The organism is Halomonas sp. Y3 (assembly GCF_024137965.1).
Taxonomy (GTDB): Bacteria; Pseudomonadota; Gammaproteobacteria; order Pseudomonadales; family Halomonadaceae; genus Halomonas; species Halomonas mongoliensis.
Genome location: NZ_CP099975.1, coordinates 2,664,046 through 2,684,167, shown reverse-complemented (window position 1 = coordinate 2,684,167; position 20,122 = coordinate 2,664,046). Strand labels below are relative to the sequence as shown.

The window sequence follows — 20,122 nt, the reverse complement described above, 5'->3', positions numbered from 1 at the left end:
CCCCGCCATGCCTGAACAGCCCGCCGGCGAGCACGTCGCCTCCTGGTACGCCGCCACTGCCCACCCCGCCCCCGAGCGTCCGGCGCTCGTCGGGGAGCTCGACTGCGACGTCTGCGTGGTGGGGGCCGGCTTCACCGGCCTCTCCGCGGCGCTGCACCTGGCCGAGCGCGGCCTCTCGGTGGTGGTGCTGGAGGCGGCCCGGGTGGGCTTCGGCGCCAGCGGGCGCAACGGCGGCCAGATCGTCAACAGCTACAGCCGCGACATGGACGTGATCGAGGCAAAGTATGGCGCCGAGACCGCCCGCGCCCTAGGCGACATGGCCTTCGAGGGCAACCGCATCATTCGTGAGCGCATCGAGCAGTACGCCATCGACTGCGACCTCGCCGACGGCAACCTCTTCGCCGCCTGCAACCGCAAGCAGCTGGCCGGGCTGCGCGAGCACCAGGCGCTCTGGGAGCGCTACGGCTACCGGGAGCTGGAGCTGCTGGAGGGGGAGGCGGTGAAGCGCGAGGTCAACTCCGACCGCTACCTGGGTGCCCTGGTGGACCACGGCGGCGGCCACCTGCATCCCCTGAACCTGGTGCTGGGCCAGGCCGCGGCGCTGGAGTCGCTCGGCGGGCGCATCTACGAGCAGTCGGCGGTGGAGGAGGTCATCCACGGCGAGCCGCTCACCCTGCGCACCGCCGGCGGGCGGGTCCGGGCCGAGCGGGTGGTGATGGCCGGCAACGCCTACCTGCGCGGCGTGCTGCCGGAGATCGAGGGCCGCTCGATGCCCTGCGGCACCCAGATCATCGCCACCGAGCCCCTCGGCGAGGCCCGCGCCCGGGCGCTGATTCCCCTGGGCAAGGCGGTGGAGGACTGCAACTACCTGCTCGACTACTACCGGCTGACCCGGGACAACCGCCTGCTCTATGGCGGCGGGGTCAACTACGGCGGCGAGGATCCGGCGGACATCACCGCGCTGATCCGCCCCAAGATGCTGGCCACCTTCCCGCAGCTCGCCGACGTCAAGGTGGACCACGCCTGGAGCGGCACCTTCCTAATGACCCTCAACCGCCTGCCCCAGTTCGGGGTGGTCAACGGCAACGTCTACTATGCCCAGGGCTACTCCGGCCACGGGGTCACCTGCACCCACCTGGCCGGCAAGCTGATCGCCGAGGTGATGCACGGCCAGGGCGAGCGCTTCGACGCCTTCGCCGGCATCCCTCACCTGCCGTTCCCCGGCGGGCGCCTCTTGCGGGTACCGCTCTCGGCGCTCGGCGCCTGGTACTACCAGGCCCGCGACAGGCTCGGCATCTAATACAGCCCCACCGTATTGCCGTTCTCGTCGATGTCGATACGGGTGGCGGCCGGCGAGGGCCCCAGCCCTGGCAGGGTGAGGATATCGCCGCACAGGGCGTAGACGAAGCCGGCGCCGGCGGAGAGGCGCACCTCGCGCACCGGCAGCCGCCAGCCCCGGGGAGCGCCGAGACGGCCAGCCTCGTGGGAGAGCGAGAGGTGGGTCTTGGCGATACAGACCGGCAGCTCGCCGTATCCCTGGCCCTGCCAGGCCTCCAGGCGCATCCGGGCCGCGGGGGCGAAGTCGACGCCGTCGGCGCCGTAGAGGCGGGTGGCGATGCGCTCGATCTTCTCGGTCAGCGGCATGTCGTCGGGGTAGAGGAAGTGGAAACCATTGCCGGCGTCTCGGCTCTCGTCGATCGCCTCGATCAGCGCCTCGGCCAGCGCCTGGGCACCCTGACCGCCGTCCCGCACATGGGTGGCGACCACCGCCTTGACGCCGACGGACTGGCACAGCTCACGGATGGCGTCGTGCTCGCTTGGGTGGTCATCCGGAAAGGCGTTGATCGCCACCACCGGGGTGACGCCGTGGGCGCGAATATTGTCGATCTGCTTGAGCAGGTTGGCGCCGCCCTCCCGGACCGCCTCGGGTCGCTCGGCGAGCAGGGCGGCGGGCAGCGGCTGGCCGGGCGTCATGGGGTGGCGGCCGCTGTGATACTTCAGGGCGCGCGCCGTCACCACCAGCACCGCGGCATCCGGGACCAGGCCCGAGGCGCGGCACTTGATGTTGAAGAAGCGCTCGGCGCCCATGTCGGCGCCGAAGCCCGCCTCGGTGACCAGGTAGTCGCCGGCGTGGAGTCCGATGCGATCGGCGACGATGGAGGAGTTGCCGTGGGCGATGTTGCCGAAGGGGCCGGCGTGGATCAGCGCCGGCGCGTGCTCCAGGGTCTGCAGCAGGTTGGGCTTGAAGGCCTCGCGCAGCAGCACCGTCATGGCCCCGGCGGCACCGATCTGTTCGGCGGTGACCGGCTCGCCGTCGCGATCCAGGCCCACGATCAGCCGGCCCAGGCGCCGGCGCAGGTCGGCCAGGGAGTCGGCCAGGGCCAGTACCGCCATCACCTCCGAGGCGGCGGTGATCTCGAAGCCGCTCTCTCGAGGATAGCCGCCACCCGGGCCGCCCAGGCCCAGCACCAGGTGGCGCAGGGCGCGGTCGTTGAGGTCGATGACCCGCTGCCAGCGGATCTCGCGGGGGTCCAGCGCCGGCTCGAGGCCGTGATGGAGGTGGTTGTCGATCAGGGCCGCCAGCAGGTTGTGGGCGGCGCCCACCGCGTGGATATCGCCGGTGAGGTGTAGATTGATGCGCTCCATGGGCAGCACCTGGCTGTAGCCGGCACCGGTGGCGCCGCCCTTGAGCCCCAGGGTGGGGCCCATGGAGGGTTGGCGCAGGGCCACGCTGGCGGTATGGCCCAGGCGCTGCAGACCCTGGACCAGGCCGATGGCGGTGGTGGTCTTGCCCTCCCCGGGAGGCGTGGGGGTGATCGCCGTCACCACCACGTAGCGCCCCCGGGGGCATTCGGCCAGCGCCGAGAGGGCCGTCGGGTCGAGCTTGGCGATGCCTCGCCCGTAGGGCTCCACGGCCTCGCCGGGCAGGCCCAGGCGGTGGGCGATCTCCTCGATGGGCCACAGCCGCGCGGCGCGGGCGATGCCCAGGTTGTCGAGCGGGGCCGGGCTGGCCTGGTCAGTGGCGGGGGAGTGGGGGGCCATGGTCTACCTCCTCGGGGCCGGGGCTGCATCGGCTGTCAGGCTCAGTATCGCGCCATGATCGGAAGTAGCTTGCGCGCCGGCGTCGGGCGGCTTGGCCGCAGCGACATGCCGATGGCCCTCAGCATGACACGGATCGGCGCATGGCGCTGTCAAAGGAAGAGCCGTCGCCAGACCGCCTGGGTTCGACTAGGCTGCCAGGCAACTCTGCCCGTCAAGGCCACCCCGCTCGGGAGATACCCCATGACGATTCACGCCCCAGCGGCCTCGGATCACCGGGATATCGGCTTCCTGCTGCTGCCCGGCTTCTCCCATCTCGCCCTCTCCTCGGCCCTGGAGCCGATGCGCATGGCCAACTATCTGGCCGGCCGTCGCCTCTACACCTGGCACCTGATCGGCGTAGACGGCGTCCCGGTGGCGGCCAGCAATGGCCTGGCTACCGCGGTGGATCAGGCGCTGGAGCCGCTGCCGGCCCTTGACCTGCTGCTCGTCTGCGCCGGGGTGGAGGTTCACCGCCACTGCGGCCGCCCCCTGCTCGCCTGGCTGCGCCGCCTGGCCGAGCGACATACCCCTCTGGGCGCGGTCTGTACCGGTGGCTATGTGCTCGCCCAGGCGGGCCTGCTCGACGGCTATCGCTGCACCCTGCACTGGGAGCATATCTCGAGCCTGCACGAGGCGCGGCGCTTCCCGGCGGTCACCTTCACCTCCCGGCTCTTCGTCATGGATCGCGACCGCTATACCTGCTCCGGCGGTATTGCCCCCCTGGACATGATGCTCCACCTGATCGACCGCGAGCAGGGGCCGGCGCTGGCCGAGGCGATCGCCGAGGAGTTCATCCACGAGCGGATTCGTGGCGTGGGGGACCGACAGCGCAACCCGCTGCGGGTGCGCCTGGGACACAGTCATCCCAAGCTGGAGGAGGTGGCCACCCTGATGGAGGCCAACCTCCAGGAGCCCCTGGCCCTGGACGAACTGGCCCGCTATGCGGGCCTCTCTCGCCGCCAGCTGGAGCGGCTCTTCCAGCGCTACGTGGGCACGCCGCCGCTCAAGTACTACCTGGAGCTGCGCCTGGCCCGGGCCCGGCTGCTGCTGCGCCAGACCCAGCTGCCGATCACCGAGGTGGCGCTGGCCTGCGGCTTCATCTCGCCGCCCCACTTCACCAAGTGCTACCACGACCACTTCGGCCACTCGCCGAGCGGCGAGCGCAAGGGTCGCCGCGAGCGCCAGGTCGGCGTGGCTGCCGCCGAGGTGCCGGACACCGCGGCTCAGGGCGGCGAGGCGACCTGAGCGGGTCCATGGGGCCGGCGTGAGTCAGCTGCGCGGTCGGAGGTTCTCCGGATCGTAGAGCGCCCGATAGCCCACCGCCGCGACCCGCATCGGATAGTGCTCGCCGAAGTACTCCAGCAGCAGGGTGCGTCCCGCCTCGGCGCAGGCCGCGGGCAGGTAGGCCAGGGCGATATTGCGCTCGAGGCTCGGCCCGTAGGCGATGCTGGTGACGTAGGAGCGTCGTCCGAGATCATCGATCGGCACCTCGCCGCTCGCCGGGTCGAGCAGCGGGGACTGCCCCACCGGGAAGCGCGGAGTGCCCGCCGCGTCGTGGTTCTCCTCCATCACCAGGGTGCAGAGGCTGGCCGGCTGCTGCGGCCGCTGGCGCTGTTCCAGGTAGGCGGCCTTGCCGTGGAAGTCCGCGGCCTTGACCCTGGGCCGGGCCAGGCCGGCCTCAACGAGGTTGTAGTCGGTGAGCAGGTCGACGTTCTGCAATCGCAGGCTCTTCTCCAGGCGGCGGCTGTTGGCGTAGGTTTCGATGCCCACCGGGAGCACGCCGGCCTCGAAGAGTCGGTCCCAGAGCGCCAGGCCGTAGCTGAAGGGCACGTAGAGCTCCCACCCCTGCTCGCCCACGTAGGAGATGCGGAAGGCCCAGACCGGCAGGCCCTGGAGGCGCAGCTCCCGGGCAGTGGCGAAGGGGAAGCGGGCATCGTCGAGCCCCGCCGGCTCGTCGGCCAGGCCCTGCAGCAGGCGCCTGGCGTTGGGCCCCCATACCCCCAGGGTGGCCAGGCTGTCGGTGCGGTCCTCCAGGTGCCAGCGGGTCAGGCCAAGGTCCTCGCCGCGACGCCTGATCCACATCAGGTCGCGATGGCCGGTGTCGCCGCCGCAGATCACCCGCCAGGCATCCACGGCCAGGCGCACGATGGTCAGATCCGAGTGGACCCCGCCGAAGGCGTCCAGGAAGTGGGTGTAGACCCCCTTGCCGAGGGGGGTGTCGCCGCCCACCTTGGCCACCGAGAGCCGCTCCAGCAGAGCCTCGGCGTCGCGCCCCGAGATGTCGTAGATGGCGAAGTGGGAGAGGTTGATCATGCCCACGTCGTCGCTCATGGCCAGCTGCTCGGCGTTGGCGACCCGCCAGAAGTGGCGGGCGTCCCACTCCGCGGGGCGCTCGGGCACCCGCTCGAGATAGTCGCTCAGCCGTGCCTCGTTGGCGCCGTAGCCGTGGGCGCGCTCCCAGCCCGCCGCCTCCATGAAGTAGCCCCCCAGCTCCATTTCGCGGGGCCAGAAGGGGCCGCGGCGCAGGTCACGGCCGCTCTCGAAGGGCTCGCGGGGGTGCACCGGCGGATCATAGATCTTCTGGGCGATCTCCCGACAGCGGCCGAGGGCGTGGTGGGGCGTCTTCTGCACCGGGTAGAAGCGGGCGATGTCGATGCCGCAGGGGTCGAGCTCGGGGCGGCCGTGGGTGAGCCAGTCCGCCAGCACCTTGCCCATGCCCGGGCCGTCCTTGACCCACACCGCCTCGCACAGCCAGAGGCCGCGGACCTCCGGCGCCTCGCCCACCAGGGAGCCGCCGTCCGGGGTGACGGAGAGCAGACCGTTGAAGGAGTGCTTCTCGTCCCAGCCCAGCTCGCCCAGCAGGGGGGTGAGCTCGACGGCGCGCTCGAAGGCCTCGGCCACCTGGTCGGCCTCCAGGTCGCGCATGGAGGGGGAGAGGCGGGCCCGCTCCCGGGAGAGGATATCCCCGGGATGGACCAGGCGAGGCTCGACGGGCTCGTAGTAGCCCCACTCCAGCAGCCCCCCCTCGGTGGAGCGCGGATCGCCGGTGTCGCGCATGTAGGCGGAGTTGCCCTGGTCGCGCAGCAGCGGGTAGCCGATCTCCTTGCCGCTGCCGGCGAAGGCCTCGAAGGGGCCGAAGAACATCAGCGGATGTTCCACCGGCATCAGCGGCAGCGCCACCCCCGCCGTGGCCGCGGGCAGCGGTCCCCAGATGCCGGCGGTGAGGATCACCAGCGGGGTGGCGATATAGCCCCTGGGGGTCTCGACGCCGCATACCCGGCCGGCCTGGACGTCGATATTCACGGCCGGCGTATCCGGGAAGACGCTCAGGTGGCCGCTCGCCACGGCGCGCTCGACCAGGACCCCGGCGACCCGCTGGGAGCGTGGCACCACCAGGCCGGCGTCGGGGTCCCACAGGCCGCCGAGAATCAGCGCCGGGTCCAGCAGCGGGAAGCGCGCTACCGCCTCGTCGGCGTCGATCATGCGGGCGCGGGTGCCGAAGGCCTTGCCCGAGGCCACCTTGCGCTGAAGCTCCGCGAGGCGCGCCTCGTCGCCGACCCGGGCGATCTCCAGGCCGCCCACCCGGTGGTAGTGGCCCAGGGCCTCGTAGAAGCGGCGGCTGTAGGTGGTGGTATAGCACGTCAGGCGGTCGTGGGACGTCATGTAGCAGAAGTCGGAGGCGTGGGCGGTGGAGCCGACATCCGTGGGGATGGCGGCGCCGTCGAGGCCGACCAGGTCGCTCCAGCCCTGCTCGATCAGATGGTGTGCCACCGAGGCGCCCACGATGCCGCCCTGGCCGATGATCACCGCCGCTGCCTGAGTGGGAAGGGTCGCCATGCTGCCTCCTGGGGTCACTGCGGGTGGGCCTCTGGGTACAGCATAGGTAGCTGCCGGGCGGCTCTCTGTCCCCCGGCGACGCTCCCTGTCGTCGGAACGACAGCATGATGGGCGGCGTGTCGCCGCTGCCAAAGTGGCCGACGCCCACAGCGAGATGCCCCCCGCCGGCGGGCACTAGCTTCCAGACAGGGGCGGCAGCGGGTGCCGTCCACCGCGTCGAGGAGGCAGGTCATGTCCCAGGTCATCCAGAACATCGCCCAGGGTCAGCAGGCGCCCGAGATCCTGCTCTATCCGCGTATTCGCAAGTCGCCCTTCTTCTACGCCTCGCGGCGTCACGGGGTGCGCAAGTACAGCGTCTACAACCACCACTATCACCCCCGGCTCTACACCGACCCGGTGGAGGAGTACTGGGCCCTGGTGCAGGGCGTCACCCTCTGGGACGTGGGGGTCGAGCGCCAGATCGAGATCAGCGGCCCGGACGCCTTCACCTTCGTCCAGCGCCTGGTGCCTCGCGACATGCGCCAGTGCCAGGTGGGGCAGTGCAAGTATGTCTTCGTCACCGCCCCGGATGGCGGCATCCTCAATGACCCGGTGCTGCTGCGCATCGAGGAGGACCGCTTCTGGCTCTCCCTGGCCGACAGCGACATCCTGCTCTGGTGCCGGGGGCTGGCCGTCAATGCCGGGCTGGACGTGACCCTTGGCGAGGTGGACGTGGCCCCGGTACAGGTCCAGGGCCCCAGGGCCAAGGCGGTGATGGTGGACCTGTTCGGCGACGCCGTGCTGGGGATTCCCTACTACCACCTGATGGAGGCCGAGCTCGACGGCATGTCGGTGGTGATCTCGCGCACCGGCTACTCCGGCGAGATCGGCTACGAGATCTACCTGCGCGATGCCACCCGCTTCGGGGAGGCGCTCTGGCAGCGGGTCTTCGAGGCCGGCCGGCCCCACGGCATGCAGGTGATAGGCCCCTGCCATATCCGCCGCATCGAGGGCGGCATCCTCGCCTTCGGCTGCGATATCGACTTCGGCACCAACCCCTTCGAGGTGGGCATGGGCTACGACTGGATGGTCGACCTGCGCGGCGACGACGACTTCATCGGCCGCGCCGCCCTGGAGCGGATCAAGGCGGAGGGGGTGTCGCGCAAGCTGGTGGGGGTGGAGATCGACGGCCCCGGCGTGGGCTACTTCACCGACGGCTCGATGATCGACGTCTTTCCGGTGTTCGCCCCGGACGGCGAGCGCATCGGCAAGGTGACCTCGGCCACCCACTCGCCGCGTCAGGAGCGCAACATCGGCTACGCCATGGTGCCCGTCGCCCATGCCGAGCTGGGCACGCCCCTGCGCATCGAGGCCAATACCGGCATGCAGGACGCCGTGGTGGTGGAGAAGCCCTTCCACGACCCGGCCAAGGCGATTCCCAAGGGGTGATGGAGGTGCCATGAACGATGCCAATCGGGCCGCCCTGGCGGCCCTTGCCCGCCCGCCCTGGCTGGCCACCCGCTTTGAACTGCTGCCGATCCGCGGCATGCGTGAGGCCGCCGCGGCGCTGCCGGCAGGCGCCCTGGTCACCATGACCTGCTCGCCGCGTCACGGCCTCGAGCGCACCCTGGAGGCCAGCGAGTGGCTGGTGGGGGCGGGCTTCCAGGTGGTGCCCCACCTCGCCGCACGCCTGGTGCGTGATCGCCTCCACCTGGAGCGGCTGCTGGCGCAGCTGGCGGCGCTGGGGATCGAGGACGTCTTCGTGGTGGGCGGCGATGCCGAGCGCCCGGTGGGGGACTTTCCCCACGGCCTGGCGCTGCTCGAGGCCATGGCCTCGCTGTCGATGCGGCCCGAGCGGGTCGGGGTGCCCGCCTATCCGGAAGGCCACCACCGGATCGCGGCGGCCCCCCTGCAGCGCGACCTCGAGGCCAAGGCGGCGCTGGCTGACTATGCCGTCACCCAGCTCTGCTTCGAGGCGGCGCCCCTGCTCGCCTGGCGCGAACGGCAGCGGCGCCTCGGCCTGCCCCTGCCGGTCTACGCCGGGATCCCGGGCGTGATGGATCGTCGACGCCTGCTCACCATCGCCCTGCGGCTGGGGCTGGGTCCCTCGCTGCGCGCCCTGCGCCGCCAGGACGGCTGGCTCAGCCGGCTGTTCGGGGCCTCCCTCTATCGCCCCGACGCCCTGCTGCGCGATCTCTGGCCGGCGCTGGAGGTGGAGCGCGAGGGCTTCGTCGGCCTGCACGTCTACACCTTCAACCAGACCGAGCCCTCTCGGGCCAGCCTGGAGGCGCTGCTGCCTGTCGCCCGATGACGACAGCGGGTCAGAAAATGGGGAAGCGGCGCTGCTGAGTCCCTCAGGGCGGTGCAGGCACCTATACTGGCGGCATCGCGGTGGCGCAGGAGGCCCCGCCGCGCCTCTCATCGTCGTTATCACCGAACCGAGTCTCCCTCGCCTGGAGCCCTGCGAGTTTCAGCGATGGGCGCCCGTGCGCCCGCGAGGAGGAGAGTCATGAGCAAGTCGATCATCGTGGGATCCAGCCTGGCCGTGCTGGGGCTGGGTGGGCTGGCCTTCGGCGCCTGGCAGGTCCAGGACAACCGGGCCCCCGCGCCTCAGTTTGCCGAGATCATCGACGTCGCGGCGGCCACCCGCAGCGTGGAGCGCCCCCGCGAGGTGTGCGAGGACGTGGAGAAGGTGGTCAGCGTCGAGGTGCCGGTGGAGGTGCCCGTCCAGGTGCCCGTCACCCAGGCCGCGCCCTCAGGCCCCGGGGCGAGCCAGGACCCCCATCGCGTCGTCGGCACCGCGGCCGGGGCCATCGTCGGCGGCCTGCTGGGCAACCAGGTGGGCGGCGGCAGCGGCAAGAAGCTGGCCACCGTGGCCGGTGCCATCGGCGGCGGCCTGGCCGGGCGAGAGGTGCAGAATCGCGTCGAGGCCCGCCAGCACGCCCAGGCGGGTAGCCAGGTCCAGTACGAGACCCGTTACGAGACCCAGAACCAGACCGTGACTGAGCGGCAGTGCCAGACGGTGATGGAGAGCCACGAGGAGCACCTCGGCTACGACGTCACCTATCGCCTCAACGGCGAGGAGCTGACCCGGCGCATGGAGAGCGCCCCCCAGGCCGAGCGTCTCCCGGTCGTCGAGGGCGAGGTGCAGTGGCAGGCCGCCCTGCAGGAGGCCGAGCCCCAGCGCGAGGGCTGAGCGAGAGGGCTGAGCAAGAGGGTTGAGCAAGAGCGCTCTGCGCCCCACCGGCCTGGCTCATGCACGCCCCCGGATCCGCGGATCCGGGGGCGTATGCGTTTCGGGGGACCGCGCCAGGGGGCTCAGACGTGGCGCAGGTACCAGTCGTACTCGAGCCGGCTCACCGCCTGCAGGGCCTGGGCACGCTCGGCGCGACGGTTGGCCAGGTAGACGTGCAGGAAGTCATGTCCCAGGGCCTCGCCGAGGATCTCGTCGGCCTCCAGCAGGTCGAGGGCCTGCTGCCAGCTGTTGGTCAGGCTGGGGGGCGTCGTCTCGTAGGCGTTGCCGACGCTGGGCGGCGGCGGCTCGAGCCCCTCGGCGAGACCATGGTGGATGGCGGCCAGCAGGGCGGCCAGCAGCAGGTAGGGGTTGGCGTCGGCGCCCGCCACCCGGTGCTCGATGCGCCGGGCGGCCCGGGCCCCGGCGGGAATTCGCAGCGCCACCGAGCGGTTGTCGAAGCCCCAGGTGGGGGCCATGGGCACATAGAGGCCCGGCTGGAAGCGGCGGAAGGCGTTGAGGTTGGGCGCGCAGATCGCCATGGCGGCGGGCATCAGCGCCAGCAGGCCGGCCACCGCCTGGCGCAGCCGCGGGCTCCCCAGGGGGTCGTCTCCCGCTTCGCCGAAGACGTTGCGTCCGCCCTTGTCCAGCAGGCTGATATGCACGTGCATGCCGTTGCCCGCCTCCTGGCCGTAGGGCTTGGCCATGAAGGTCGCCTCGAAGCCGTGGAGCAGGGCGACCCCCTTGATCAGGCGCTTGAGCTGCACGGCGTGGTCGCAGGCCGCCAGCGCATCGTCGCAGTGGATCAGGTTGATCTCGAACTGTCCCGGGGCGCACTCCTTGAGGGCGGTGTCCAGGGGCAGGCCCTGGATCTGGGCGGCGGCCTGGACCTCCTCGAGGAAGTCGGCGTACTCGTCGAGCTCCAGCATGGAGTAGAGCTGGCTCTGGGTGGCGCGCTCGCCGCTGGCCGGCGAGCAGGGCGGCTGGATCAGCCCGTCGGCGGTGCGCTGGCGATCCACCAGGTAGAACTCCAGTTCCACCGCCACCACCGGCGTCAGCCCCAGAGCGGTCAGGCGGCCCAGCACCCGCTTCAGCAGCTGGCGGGGATCCGCGAAGAAGGGCGTGCCGTCGAACTCCTCCATGCTCATCAGCAGCTGGGCCTGGTGGCCCCGGGCGACCCAGGGCACCGGCTTGAGACTGCCGGTAATGGGGCGGCAGAGGCGGTCGCCGTCGCCGCTGTCGAGGCCGAGGCCGGTTGCCTCGATGGTGTGGCCGTTGATGTCCAGGGCGAAGACCGAGGCGGGCAGGGCGATGCCGCGGGTATAGGCCTTGGCGAGGCTGTCCCGGGGGATGCGCTTGCCCCGCATCACGCCGTTGAGATCGCCGATCAGCAGGTCGATGCTGTTGATCTCGGGGTGGGCGTCGAGGAAGGCCTGGGCCTCGTCGGGAGCCGGCATGGGCGCACCTCTGGCGTTGTGATCCTTGTGGTTCCTATCCTTGTTGGGGTGACCTATGTTGTCAAATAGTTTACGAAAAGCCGGGTTTCTGCCGCTTGGAAAGGGATTGCCGAGTCGCTATGGTGAATAAAGCATAACATGCTGCCGCCGGGTTCCCGTCCGCCTCTGCCTGGCGGAGCCTGGGCCCCTCTTACGGAGAACTTCATGTCTACCCGCGACTACCAGGCCCTGGATCGCGCCCACTACCTGCACCCCTTTACCGACTTCAAGGCGCTGGGGGAGGAGGGCAGCCGCATCATCGAGCGCGCCGAGGGAGTCTATATCCACGACGCCGAGGGCAACCGTATCCTCGACGGCATGGCCGGGCTCTGGTGCGTCAACCTGGGCTACGGCCGCGAGGAGCTGGTGGCGGCCGCCACCGAGCAGATGCGCCAGCTCCCCTATTACAACAGCTTCTTCAAGACCGCCCATCCGCCGGCGATCCGTCTGGCCGAGACGCTCTGCCGCCTGGCGCCCGCCCATATCAACCACGTCTTCTTCACCGGCTCCGGCTCCGAGGCCAACGACACCGTGCTGCGCATGGTGCGCCGCTACTGGGCGCTGAAGGGCCAGCCCGACAAGCAGTGGGTGATCGGCCGCAACAACGCCTACCACGGCTCCACCGTGGCGGGGGTGAGCCTCGGCGGCATGGCCCCCATGCACGCCCAGGGCGGTCCTCTGGTGCCGAAGATCGCCCATGTGCGCCAGCCCTACTGGTTTGGAGAGGGGCGGTCTGGAGAAGGGCGCACGGCCGGCCAGGACCCCGAGGCCTTCGGCCGGGAGTGCGCCGCGGCCCTGGAGGCGAAGATCCAGGAGCTCGGCGAGGAGCAGGTCGCCGCCTTCATCGCCGAACCGGTGCAGGGCGCCGGGGGCGCCATCATCCCCCCGGAAAGCTACTGGCCGGCGGTCAAGGCGGTGCTGGCCAAGTACGACATCCTGCTGGTGGTAGATGAGGTGATTTGCGGCTTCGGGCGTCTGGGCGAGTGGTTCGGCAGCGTCCACTACGGCCTGGAGCCGGACCTGATGCCCATCGCCAAGGGGCTCTCCTCGGGCTACCTGCCCATCGGCGGGGTCCTGGTAGGGGACCGGGTCGCCGAGACCCTGATCGAGGAGGGCGGCGAGTTCTTCCACGGCTTCACCTATTCGGGCCATCCGGTGTGCGCCGCGGTGGCGCAGAGGAACCTCGAGCTGCTGGAGGCCGAGGGGCTGGTGGACCGGGTCCGCGACGAGATCGGCCCCTACCTGGCCGGCCGCTGGAAGGCCCTCGAGGCGCACCCGCTGGTGGGCGAGGCGCGCTCGCTGGGGCTGATCGGCGCCCTTGAGCTGGTCGACCCCGCCACCGGCGAGCGCTTCGACGAATCCCTGGGCGTCGGTACCCTCTGCCGCGACCTCTGCTTCGCCGGCGGCCTGGTGATGCGCTCGGTGGGTGATACCATGATCATCTCGCCGCCGCTGGTGATCTCCCGTGACGAGATCGACGAGCTGGTCGAGAAGGCTCGTCGGGCGCTTGACGCGACCCTGGCCCGGCTGGCCGACCCCCTAACCGACCCTCAGAAGGAGAGCCTCGCATGAGCCGCTCTGAATCCCCGAAGACCCTGGCCGACTGGCAGGCCTTGGCCGCCTCCCTGACGTCCGAGACGGGGCTCGAGACTCTCGCCTTCATCGACGACGCCTTCGTCGCTGCGGTGAGCGGCGAGACCTTCACCACGACGAACCCGGCTACCGGCGAGGCCCTGGCCGAGGTGGCCAGCTGCGATGCCGCCGACGCCGAGCTCGCCGTGGGCCACGCCCGGGCCGCCTTCGAGGCCGGCGAGTGGTCGCGCCTGGCCCCGGGCCGGCGCAAGAAGGTGCTGCTGCGCCTGGCCGAGCTGCTGGAGGCCCACAAGCATGAGCTGGCGCTGCTCGACACCCTGGACATGGGCAAGCCGGTGACAAGCTCGCTCGGTGATATGGCTGGCGCTATCGCCTGCTTTCGCTATCAGGCGGAGTGCATCGACAAGCTCTACGGCGAGGTGGCGCCCACCGGCGAGGAGGCCCTGGCGCTGGTGCTGCGCGAGCCCCTCGGCGTGGTGGCCTCCATCGTGCCCTGGAACTTCCCACTGATGATGACCGCCTGGAAGGTGGCCCCGGCGCTGGCTGCCGGCAACAGCGTGATCCTCAAGCCTTCGGAGAAGTCGCCGCTCTCGGCGCTGCGCCTGGCGGCGCTGGCCCGGGAGGCGGGACTGCCGCCTGGCGTCTTCCAGGTGCTGCCGGGCTTCGGCCACACCGTGGGCAAGGCACTGGCGCTCTCCATGGGGGTGGACTGCCTCGCCTTTACCGGCTCCACCGCCACCGGCAAGCAGCTGATGCAGTATGCCGGTCAGTCCAACCTCAAGCGGGTCTATCTGGAGTGCGGCGGCAAGTCCCCCAATATCGTCTTCGCCGACTGCAAGAATCTGGGTCGCGTGGCGAAACACGCCGCCGCGGCGATCTTCCACAACCAGGGGGAGGTGTGCATCGCCGGCTCCCGGCTGCTGGTGGAGAACTCGATCCGCGAGGCCTTTATCGACCAGGTGCTCGAGGCGGCCAAGGGGATGCAGCCCGGCGACCCCCTGGACCCGGAGAGCTTCATGGGGGCCATCGTCGACGAGGCGCAGTACCGGCGCATCCTGGGCTATATCGAGAAGGGCCGCGAGGAGGGCGCCCGGCTGCGTGTGGGCGGTGAGGCCACCCGGGTCGATGGCAAGGGGCTCTTCATTCCGCCCACGGTGTTCGATGGCGTGACCCCCGAGATGGCCATCGGCCGCGAGGAGATCTTCGGCCCGGTGCTCTCGGTGTTCGGCTTCGACAGCGAGGAGCAGGCGGTGGCCATGGCCAACGACAGCGTCTATGGCCTGGCCGCGGGGCTCTGGAGCCAGGACATCGACCGCATCATGCGTGTCACCCGGCGGCTCCACTCCGGCCAGGTGTTCGTCAACAACTGGGCCGGCGGCGACCAGACCATGCCCTTCGGCGGGGTGAAGCAGTCGGGCAACGGCCGCGACAAGTCCCATCACTCCCTGGAGGAGTACTCGACCCTCAAGAGCGTCTGGATGTCGCTGGCGCCCTGAGCCCTTTCGCCGGGGCCGGCCGCGGGCTTTTGCGTACAAGAAGTGCTTAATGTACAGCTCTTGTATCGCTTTTTTTGGGCGAGGGGAGTAGCCTGTGGGGACACTCCCCGGCCAGAGGTACTCTCATGTTCGGACTCTTCAAGTCAGACCCGGCGAAGAAGCTGCAGAAGGAATACGAGCGCAAGCTGGAGCAGGCGATGCACGCCGCCCGCAACGGCGACATGCGCGCCAACGCCTCGCTCACCGAGGAGGCGGAGGCGATCCGCGCCGAGATCGAGGCGCTGAAGAAGGGGTAGGTCCCGGGCTCAGAAGGCCCGGGCGGGGGTCGCGCAGCTCACCAGGCGGCATGGCTCGCTGCCCGGGTTGCGGAAGCGGTGGGGGACCTTGGTGTCGAAGTAGTAGGCCTCGCCGGGCCCGAGCACCCGGCTTTCGGCGCCGATGGTGATCTCGATCTCCCCCTCCAGCACCACCCCGGCCTCCTCGCCCTGGTGTTGCTGAATATTGATCTTGCCCAGCGACAGCAGCATGCCGTTTGCGCTGGTGTTGCGTTGGACATCGAGCTCAACACGGAGGGGGGCCGCCTATGAATCTAGTAGCGGCTCTCTTTGATCAGTTTGTTGGTGTAGCGAATTGATCTTATTGGATTATATCGTCCAGCCTATTCGTTTCTTGGATTCATAAAATAACCGCAGTAGTGCGACAAGCGAAGCCTGGTTACCCGGGAAACTACTGCTCCGGCGTGGTGGAAAGGGTGAATTGAAACCCAGTAGATGGGAGTCTCTCCCGTCCAAGGCTAGCCACCAGCAGGTAGCGAGCCCTGCGTGGCGTCGGGCAGCCGCCGCTGCGAAGCGTAGACATCGAGAGAATAGGCCGTGTGATAGAGCATCGACATTATGGCTTATGTGACCGCTGACAGTCTTGCTGCCCTAGAAGGCAACATTGACCTGCTCAAGAGCTATGGTGATTTCTGGTATACGGGAGGAGGTAGGAAGGGTGGCGTATCCTGTTGATTGATCACGACCAAGATCTCAATCAACACGAGTGGATACGCCATGACCGATTTTACCCTCCGGGCTCTTTCACAACCAGACCCCCAGGTCACTGGCCCGCTGCACGAGTTGCTGCGTCAAGGTGCCCGTGACCTGATCGCCAAGGCCGTCGAGGCTGAACTGGCCACTTTACCTGGCACAGTACGCAGGCCAGCGGCTCGATGATGGGCGCCAAGCCGTGGTCTGCAACGGCTACCTGCCCGAGCGCACCATCCAGACCGGGGTCGGAGATGTCAGCGTGCAGGTGCCCAAGGTGCGCGACCGTAGCGGTGGTGGCGCTCGCTTCAACAGCAGCCTGCTGCCGCTCTACCTGAAGCGGGCCCGCAGCATCGAGGAGCTGATGCCCTGGCTCTACCTGAAGGGGGCTCCACCGGCGACTACCAGGAAGCTTTGGCGGCGCTGCTCGGTGACCAGGCCAAGGGTCTGTTGGCCAACACAGTGTCACGGCTCAAGAAGCAGTGGGAAGACGAGCATACCGAGTGGCGGAAGCGGGACCTCGCCGACCGTCACTACGTCTACTGGTGGGCCGACGGTGTGTATAGCAACGTCCGGATGGGTGACCGCCTGTGCCTGCTGGTGATCATCGGCGTCACCGAGCAGGGCCGCAAGGAGCTGGTGGCCGTCGAGGACGGCTTTTGCGAGTCGGCGGCCAGTTGCGAGACCTTGCTGACAGGGCTACGAGAGCGTGGCCTGGCCCAGGCTCCCAAGCTGGCAGTGGGTGACGATGCCATGGGGTTCTGGGCGGCGCTGAGCAAGATTTACCTGGAAACCGGCCATCAGCGCTGCTGGGTCCACAAGACGGCCAACGTGCTGAACAAGCTGCCAAAATCGGTGCAGCCCAAGGTCAAGGCGGACCTCCATGACATCTGGATGGCCGAGACCCGCGAGGAGCCACACAGGGCCTTCGATCGTATGGTGAAGCGTTTCGAGGCCAAGTACCCCAAGGCGATGGGGTGCCTGGCCAAGGATCGGGACGAGCTGCTGGCGTTTTACGACTACCCAGGAGAGCACTGGGTGCATATCCGCACCACTAACCCGATCGAGTTGACCTTTGCCACGGTCCGGCTGAGGACCAAGCGGAGCCGGAACTGCGGCTCCCGGGCGACGACCCTGGCGATAGTCTTCAAGCTGCTCCAGAGCGCTCAGAAGCGCTGGAGGCGCATCAAGCACTTCCAGAAGCTGGAGCTGGTCGTCAACAACGTCAAGTTCCAGGATGGAGAGCAGGTAATCGGCCAGTCAGACAGGAATGCGGCCTGACCGCCATCCACCATATTTGACGATAATTCCCATCCGGTACCCTACAAGTATTCGCTGCACACGGGCTGTTTGCCAAAAACATACAACCATTTGCCAGCATTTTACAATACCTCCTGTGAGATTTTTCTTAGGTTAGGAAATGAGCGCCCAAGTGATATCTGGGTGTGATGCTCGTAATCTTCTGGATGGAGAAATAAAAAATGAAAGTTAACAATAATTCAGCCGATTTTTGTGATGCAGTTGTGATAGGCGCAGGTGTGGCAGGATTATACCAGTTGCACAGACTAAGAGAGCTTGGTTTGAACGTGCGGGGTATAGAAGCCGCATCAGGTGTCGGTGGCACTTGGTACTGGAATCGCTACCCGGGGGCCCGGTATGACTCCCAGGCTGAGATTTACCAGTATTGGTTCTCCAAGGAACTTTACGAGGAGTGGAAGCCGTCGGAGCGTTTCCCCAGCCAGCCGGAGAGCGAGCGGTGGTTGAACTACGTGGCCGACAAGTTGGATCTACGTAAGGACATCCAGTTCAACACCCGGATCGATGCGGCGCATTGGGATGAGGCCACCGGACGGTGGAAGATCAGGACCAGCCAAAATGATCAAATCGACGCGCAGTTCCTAATTGCCTGCACTGGCATGTTATCTGCGCCGCTTGAAGAGGTCTTTGAGGGGCAGTCTAGCTTTAAGGGGAAGATTTGCCACACGTCCCGTTGGCCGAAAGAGGATGTCGGTATCAAGGGTAAGCGTGTCGCTGTGATCGGTACTGGTGCTACTGGGATACAGGTCATCCAGACCATTGCGCCGGAGGTGGGCGCCCTAAAAGTGTTTGTGCGGACACCACAGTACACCCTGCCGATGCGCAACCCGAAATATAGCGAAGAGGAGTGGGGGGCCTGGACCAAGCAGTTTGACTATCTCAAAGAGCGGGTCCGTAACACCTTCGCAGGGTTTGACTATGATTTCGAGGGTCGCTCCTGGTACAAGGATACCCCAGAGCAACGCCAGCGCACTTTGGAGGCATTGTATAACGATGGCTCGCTGGCCCTTTGGCTCTCTTCCTATCCCGAGATGTTCACCGACGAGTTGGTCAGCGAGGAGGTGTCTGAATTCGTCCGTGGCAAGATGCGCGAGCGACTGAACCATGACCCTGACCTCTGCGATCTGCTGATTCCGGCGGACTACGGTTTTGGTATTCGTCGGGTACCGCTGGACACTGGCTACCTGGAGACCTACCTGAGACCTAACGTTCAGACCATAAACTGCCAGAAGACGCCAATCTCTCGCATTGTCCCGGAAGGCGTGCAGACCGAGGATGGCAAGGTCCACGAGGTGGATGTCATCATCCTGGCGACCGGTTTCGACGCGGGCTCTGGTGCCCTGACGCGGATCGATATCCGCGGTAAGGAAGGGCGGGCGCTTAAGGAGGAGTGGAGCCAGGAGATTCGCACCGCGATGGGGCTGCAGGTCCACGGCTACCCCAACCTGTTTACTACTGGCGCCCCGCTTGCCCCGTCGGCGGCTCTGTGCAATATGACCACCTGCCTGCAGCAGCAGGTTGGGTGGATTGCTGACATCATTCAGTTTGCACGGGATCAACACAAGAGCGTGGTGGAGCCGACGAAGGAGTTTCAGGATGCTTGGGTGGAACATCATGACCAAGTGACGAATCAGACGCTGTTTCCTCGCGTGGATGGCTGGTATATGGGCACAAACGTACCGGGTAAACCCCGACGGCTCCTCTCCTACTGCGGCGGGGTGAACGACTACAACCGGCGCTGTGCTGAGCTCGCCGAGAAAAAATACCCTGGGTTTGCCTTTGCGTAAACCAAACCGGTCCGGACTATTTCCGATTTCAGAAAGGGGTAGTTGCTAATGAAGAGCGAGAAAATGACGGTCGCCCTGGACAGCGTGTTGGCGCAAGCGACCGAGCGGCACGGAGGGGTCCCCGGCGTCGTGGCCATGGTCACCGATCACAACCGAAATATCTTTGAGGGTGCGGCGGGTGTACGGGAGCTGGGCAAGGATGCCCCCATGGATATCGACACCGTGTTTGCGATCTTCTCCACGACCAAGGCGATCACCAGTGTCTGTGCACTGCAGCTCGTCGAAGAAGGGCGACTAAAGCTGGACGATCCGGCGGGTGCATATCTCCCTGAGCTGGATAACCTGCAGGTGCTCGAGGGATTCGGGGGGGATGGCCAGCCCCGGTTGCGTCCCCCGAAACGGAGGGTGACGGTAAGTGACCTCCTCCTGCACACCTCTGGTCTCAGCTACGATTTTTTCAGCCCGGAGGATAAGCAGTACAGGGAGCTGAAGGATATCCCATCCATCATCACCTGCACGAAGGACTCGATCCGATCAGTCTTGCTCCATGACCCGGGCGTGGCGTGGACCTACGGCGTGAACACCGATTGGCTCGGTCTAATTGTCGAGGAGTTGCGTGGTGAGCGCCTCGGTGATGTCATGCGTGAGCATGTCTTTCAGCCCTTGGGGATGAACGATACCTCGTTCGCCGTGGATGATAACATGCATGCCCGCCGGGCTACGATCCACACGCGATTCGAAGACGGTCAGCTCACCCCCGAGCCAGAACTGGCTCTGCCGCGACAACCTGATATGGACATGGGGGGGCATGGACTCCACGGCACGATCAGGGACTACATGAAGTTTATTCGGATGGTGCTGAACGATGGCAAAGGTGAGAATAGTAGGGTTTTGAACCCAGATACTGTGCAGTTGCTGGCTAAAGATGGTTACGCGGGAACAGGCATCCCGGTTGGGTTCTGGGAAACCGCCGACCCCAGCCTCAGCAATAGCGGTGAGTTCCTGCCGGGGGTCGATAAGGGGTGGTCGCATGCTTTCATGATCAACCGGGGGCAGGCACCTACCGGGCGCTCTCCTGGTGCTCTGGCGTGGGCCGGTTTGGCCAACTGTTACTTCTGGATCGATAAATCCAGGGGGATTGGAGGGTATTGGGCTAGCCAAGTTCTGCCGTTCTACGACAGTGCTTCGTACCCGGGCTTCTATGAGTTCGAGGCCACGGTCTATAACAACCTAGGCTGATTCGGTCCGCTTATAAGAGTGCCGGCTGGAAAGTCGGCGC

14 protein-coding genes and 1 pseudogene are annotated in these 20,122 nt (G+C 67.4%); 11 read left to right on the top strand and 4 right to left on the bottom strand.

Annotated elements, in window-relative coordinates; genetic code table 11:
* Positions 1 to 7 precede the first annotated feature (7 nt).
* Entirely contained in the window at positions 8 to 1,300 is a 1,293-nt protein-coding gene (locus NHL60_RS12790) for an FAD-binding oxidoreductase (RefSeq protein ID WP_253443900.1), read from the top strand.
* Here NHL60_RS12790 and NHL60_RS12785 read toward each other — a convergent pair.
* Complete coding sequence (locus tag NHL60_RS12785; RefSeq protein ID WP_253443898.1) at positions 1,297 to 3,042, bottom strand: formate--tetrahydrofolate ligase; 1,746 nt, start codon at positions 3,040 to 3,042, stop codon at positions 1,297 to 1,299. The genes NHL60_RS12790 and NHL60_RS12785 overlap by 4 nt on opposite strands.
* A gap of 240 nt (positions 3,043 to 3,282) precedes the next feature.
* Between NHL60_RS12785 and NHL60_RS12780 the strand changes: the two genes are divergently transcribed.
* A complete protein-coding gene (locus tag NHL60_RS12780) occupies positions 3,283 to 4,326 on the top strand; it encodes a GlxA family transcriptional regulator (RefSeq protein WP_253443896.1) in 1,044 nt (347 codons plus the stop codon).
* 24 nt (positions 4,327 to 4,350) lie between these two features.
* Here the strand turns inward: NHL60_RS12780 and NHL60_RS12775 are convergent, their stop codons facing one another.
* Positions 4,351 to 6,918 carry an FAD-dependent oxidoreductase gene (locus NHL60_RS12775; protein ID WP_253443894.1) on the bottom strand — a complete coding sequence of 856 codons (2,568 nt, stop codon included), beginning with the start codon at positions 6,916 to 6,918 and terminating at the stop codon, positions 4,351 to 4,353.
* A 231-nt stretch (positions 6,919 to 7,149) separates the two neighbouring features.
* On the opposite strand from NHL60_RS12775, the gene NHL60_RS12770 reads away from it, so the two are divergent.
* The 3 genes from NHL60_RS12770 to NHL60_RS12760 all read left to right on the top strand — a co-directional run bounded on the left by NHL60_RS12770 (position 7,150) and on the right by NHL60_RS12760 (position 10,093).
* Positions 7,150 to 8,346 (top strand): glycine cleavage T C-terminal barrel domain-containing protein, encoded by a 1,197-nt coding sequence (locus tag NHL60_RS12770; protein ID WP_253443892.1) that lies wholly within the window; start codon positions 7,150 to 7,152, stop codon positions 8,344 to 8,346.
* A gap of 10 nt (positions 8,347 to 8,356) precedes the next feature.
* Positions 8,357 to 9,208: a methylenetetrahydrofolate reductase gene (locus NHL60_RS12765; RefSeq protein ID WP_253443890.1), complete on the top strand. Its 852-nt coding sequence runs from the start codon at positions 8,357 to 8,359 to the stop codon at positions 9,206 to 9,208.
* Positions 9,209 to 9,406: 198 nt separating this feature from the next.
* The gene (locus NHL60_RS12760) at positions 9,407 to 10,093 is read left to right on the top strand and encodes a glycine zipper 2TM domain-containing protein (protein ID WP_253443889.1); all 687 of its coding nucleotides are present in this window, start codon (positions 9,407 to 9,409) and stop codon (positions 10,091 to 10,093) included.
* Between the two features lie 122 nt (positions 10,094 to 10,215).
* Here NHL60_RS12760 and NHL60_RS12755 read toward each other — a convergent pair whose 3' ends face one another.
* Positions 10,216 to 11,586 carry a glutamine synthetase family protein gene (locus tag NHL60_RS12755; protein ID WP_253443888.1) on the bottom strand — a complete coding sequence of 457 codons (1,371 nt, stop codon included), beginning with the start codon at positions 11,584 to 11,586 and terminating at the stop codon, positions 10,216 to 10,218.
* A gap of 204 nt (positions 11,587 to 11,790) precedes the next feature.
* On the opposite strand from NHL60_RS12755, the gene NHL60_RS12750 reads away from it, so the two are divergent.
* The 3 genes from NHL60_RS12750 (at position 11,791) to NHL60_RS12740 (ending at position 15,010) form a co-directional block, all read left to right on the top strand.
* Positions 11,791 to 13,197 (top strand): aspartate aminotransferase family protein, encoded by a 1,407-nt coding sequence (locus tag NHL60_RS12750; protein WP_253443887.1) that lies wholly within the window; start codon positions 11,791 to 11,793, stop codon positions 13,195 to 13,197.
* Positions 13,194 to 14,714, top strand: coding sequence for an aldehyde dehydrogenase (locus NHL60_RS12745; protein WP_253443886.1), 1,521 nt, complete (start codon positions 13,194 to 13,196; stop codon positions 14,712 to 14,714). Before NHL60_RS12750 ends, NHL60_RS12745 begins: the two co-directional genes overlap by 4 nt.
* A 125-nt stretch (positions 14,715 to 14,839) precedes the next feature.
* Positions 14,840 to 15,010, top strand: coding sequence for a DUF6435 family protein (locus tag NHL60_RS12740; RefSeq protein ID WP_253443885.1), 171 nt, complete (start codon positions 14,840 to 14,842; stop codon positions 15,008 to 15,010).
* Between the two features lie 9 nt (positions 15,011 to 15,019).
* On the opposite strand, the gene NHL60_RS12735 is transcribed toward NHL60_RS12740, so the two are convergent.
* Complete coding sequence (locus NHL60_RS12735) at positions 15,020 to 15,241, bottom strand: cupin domain-containing protein (protein ID WP_253443884.1); 222 nt, start codon at positions 15,239 to 15,241, stop codon at positions 15,020 to 15,022.
* Between the two features lie 525 nt (positions 15,242 to 15,766).
* On the opposite strand from NHL60_RS12735, the pseudogene NHL60_RS12730 reads away from it, so the two are divergent.
* The 3 genes and pseudogenes from NHL60_RS12730 (at position 15,767) to NHL60_RS12720 (ending at position 20,082) form a co-directional block, all read left to right on the top strand.
* A pseudogene (locus NHL60_RS12730) lies at positions 15,767 to 17,020 on the top strand (IS256 family transposase).
* Between the two features lie 200 nt (positions 17,021 to 17,220).
* The gene (locus NHL60_RS12725; RefSeq protein ID WP_253443883.1) at positions 17,221 to 18,843 is read left to right on the top strand and encodes an NAD(P)/FAD-dependent oxidoreductase; all 1,623 of its coding nucleotides are present in this window, start codon (positions 17,221 to 17,223) and stop codon (positions 18,841 to 18,843) included.
* Between the two features lie 63 nt (positions 18,844 to 18,906).
* Positions 18,907 to 20,082: a serine hydrolase gene (locus NHL60_RS12720; protein WP_253443882.1), complete on the top strand. Its 1,176-nt coding sequence runs from the start codon at positions 18,907 to 18,909 to the stop codon at positions 20,080 to 20,082.
* Positions 20,083 to 20,122: the final 40 nt, after the last annotated feature.

Coding starts and splice junctions, on each gene's coding strand:
- NHL60_RS12790 (WP_253443900.1), top strand. CDS start 8: ATGCCTGAACAGCCCGCCGGCGAGCACGTCGCCTCCTGGTACGCCGCC.
- NHL60_RS12785 (WP_253443898.1), bottom strand. CDS start 3,042: ATGGCCCCCCACTCCCCCGCCACTGACCAGGCCAGCCCGGCCCCGCTC.
- NHL60_RS12780 (WP_253443896.1), top strand. CDS start 3,283: ATGACGATTCACGCCCCAGCGGCCTCGGATCACCGGGATATCGGCTTC.
- NHL60_RS12775 (WP_253443894.1), bottom strand. CDS start 6,918: ATGGCGACCCTTCCCACTCAGGCAGCGGCGGTGATCATCGGCCAGGGC.
- NHL60_RS12770 (WP_253443892.1), top strand. CDS start 7,150: ATGTCCCAGGTCATCCAGAACATCGCCCAGGGTCAGCAGGCGCCCGAG.
- NHL60_RS12765 (WP_253443890.1), top strand. CDS start 8,357: ATGAACGATGCCAATCGGGCCGCCCTGGCGGCCCTTGCCCGCCCGCCC.
- NHL60_RS12760 (WP_253443889.1), top strand. CDS start 9,407: ATGAGCAAGTCGATCATCGTGGGATCCAGCCTGGCCGTGCTGGGGCTG.
- NHL60_RS12755 (WP_253443888.1), bottom strand. CDS start 11,586: ATGCCGGCTCCCGACGAGGCCCAGGCCTTCCTCGACGCCCACCCCGAG.
- NHL60_RS12750 (WP_253443887.1), top strand. CDS start 11,791: ATGTCTACCCGCGACTACCAGGCCCTGGATCGCGCCCACTACCTGCAC.
- NHL60_RS12745 (WP_253443886.1), top strand. CDS start 13,194: ATGAGCCGCTCTGAATCCCCGAAGACCCTGGCCGACTGGCAGGCCTTG.
- NHL60_RS12740 (WP_253443885.1), top strand. CDS start 14,840: ATGTTCGGACTCTTCAAGTCAGACCCGGCGAAGAAGCTGCAGAAGGAA.
- NHL60_RS12735 (WP_253443884.1), bottom strand. CDS start 15,241: ATGCTGCTGTCGCTGGGCAAGATCAATATTCAGCAACACCAGGGCGAG.
- NHL60_RS12725 (WP_253443883.1), top strand. CDS start 17,221: ATGAAAGTTAACAATAATTCAGCCGATTTTTGTGATGCAGTTGTGATA.
- NHL60_RS12720 (WP_253443882.1), top strand. CDS start 18,907: ATGACGGTCGCCCTGGACAGCGTGTTGGCGCAAGCGACCGAGCGGCAC.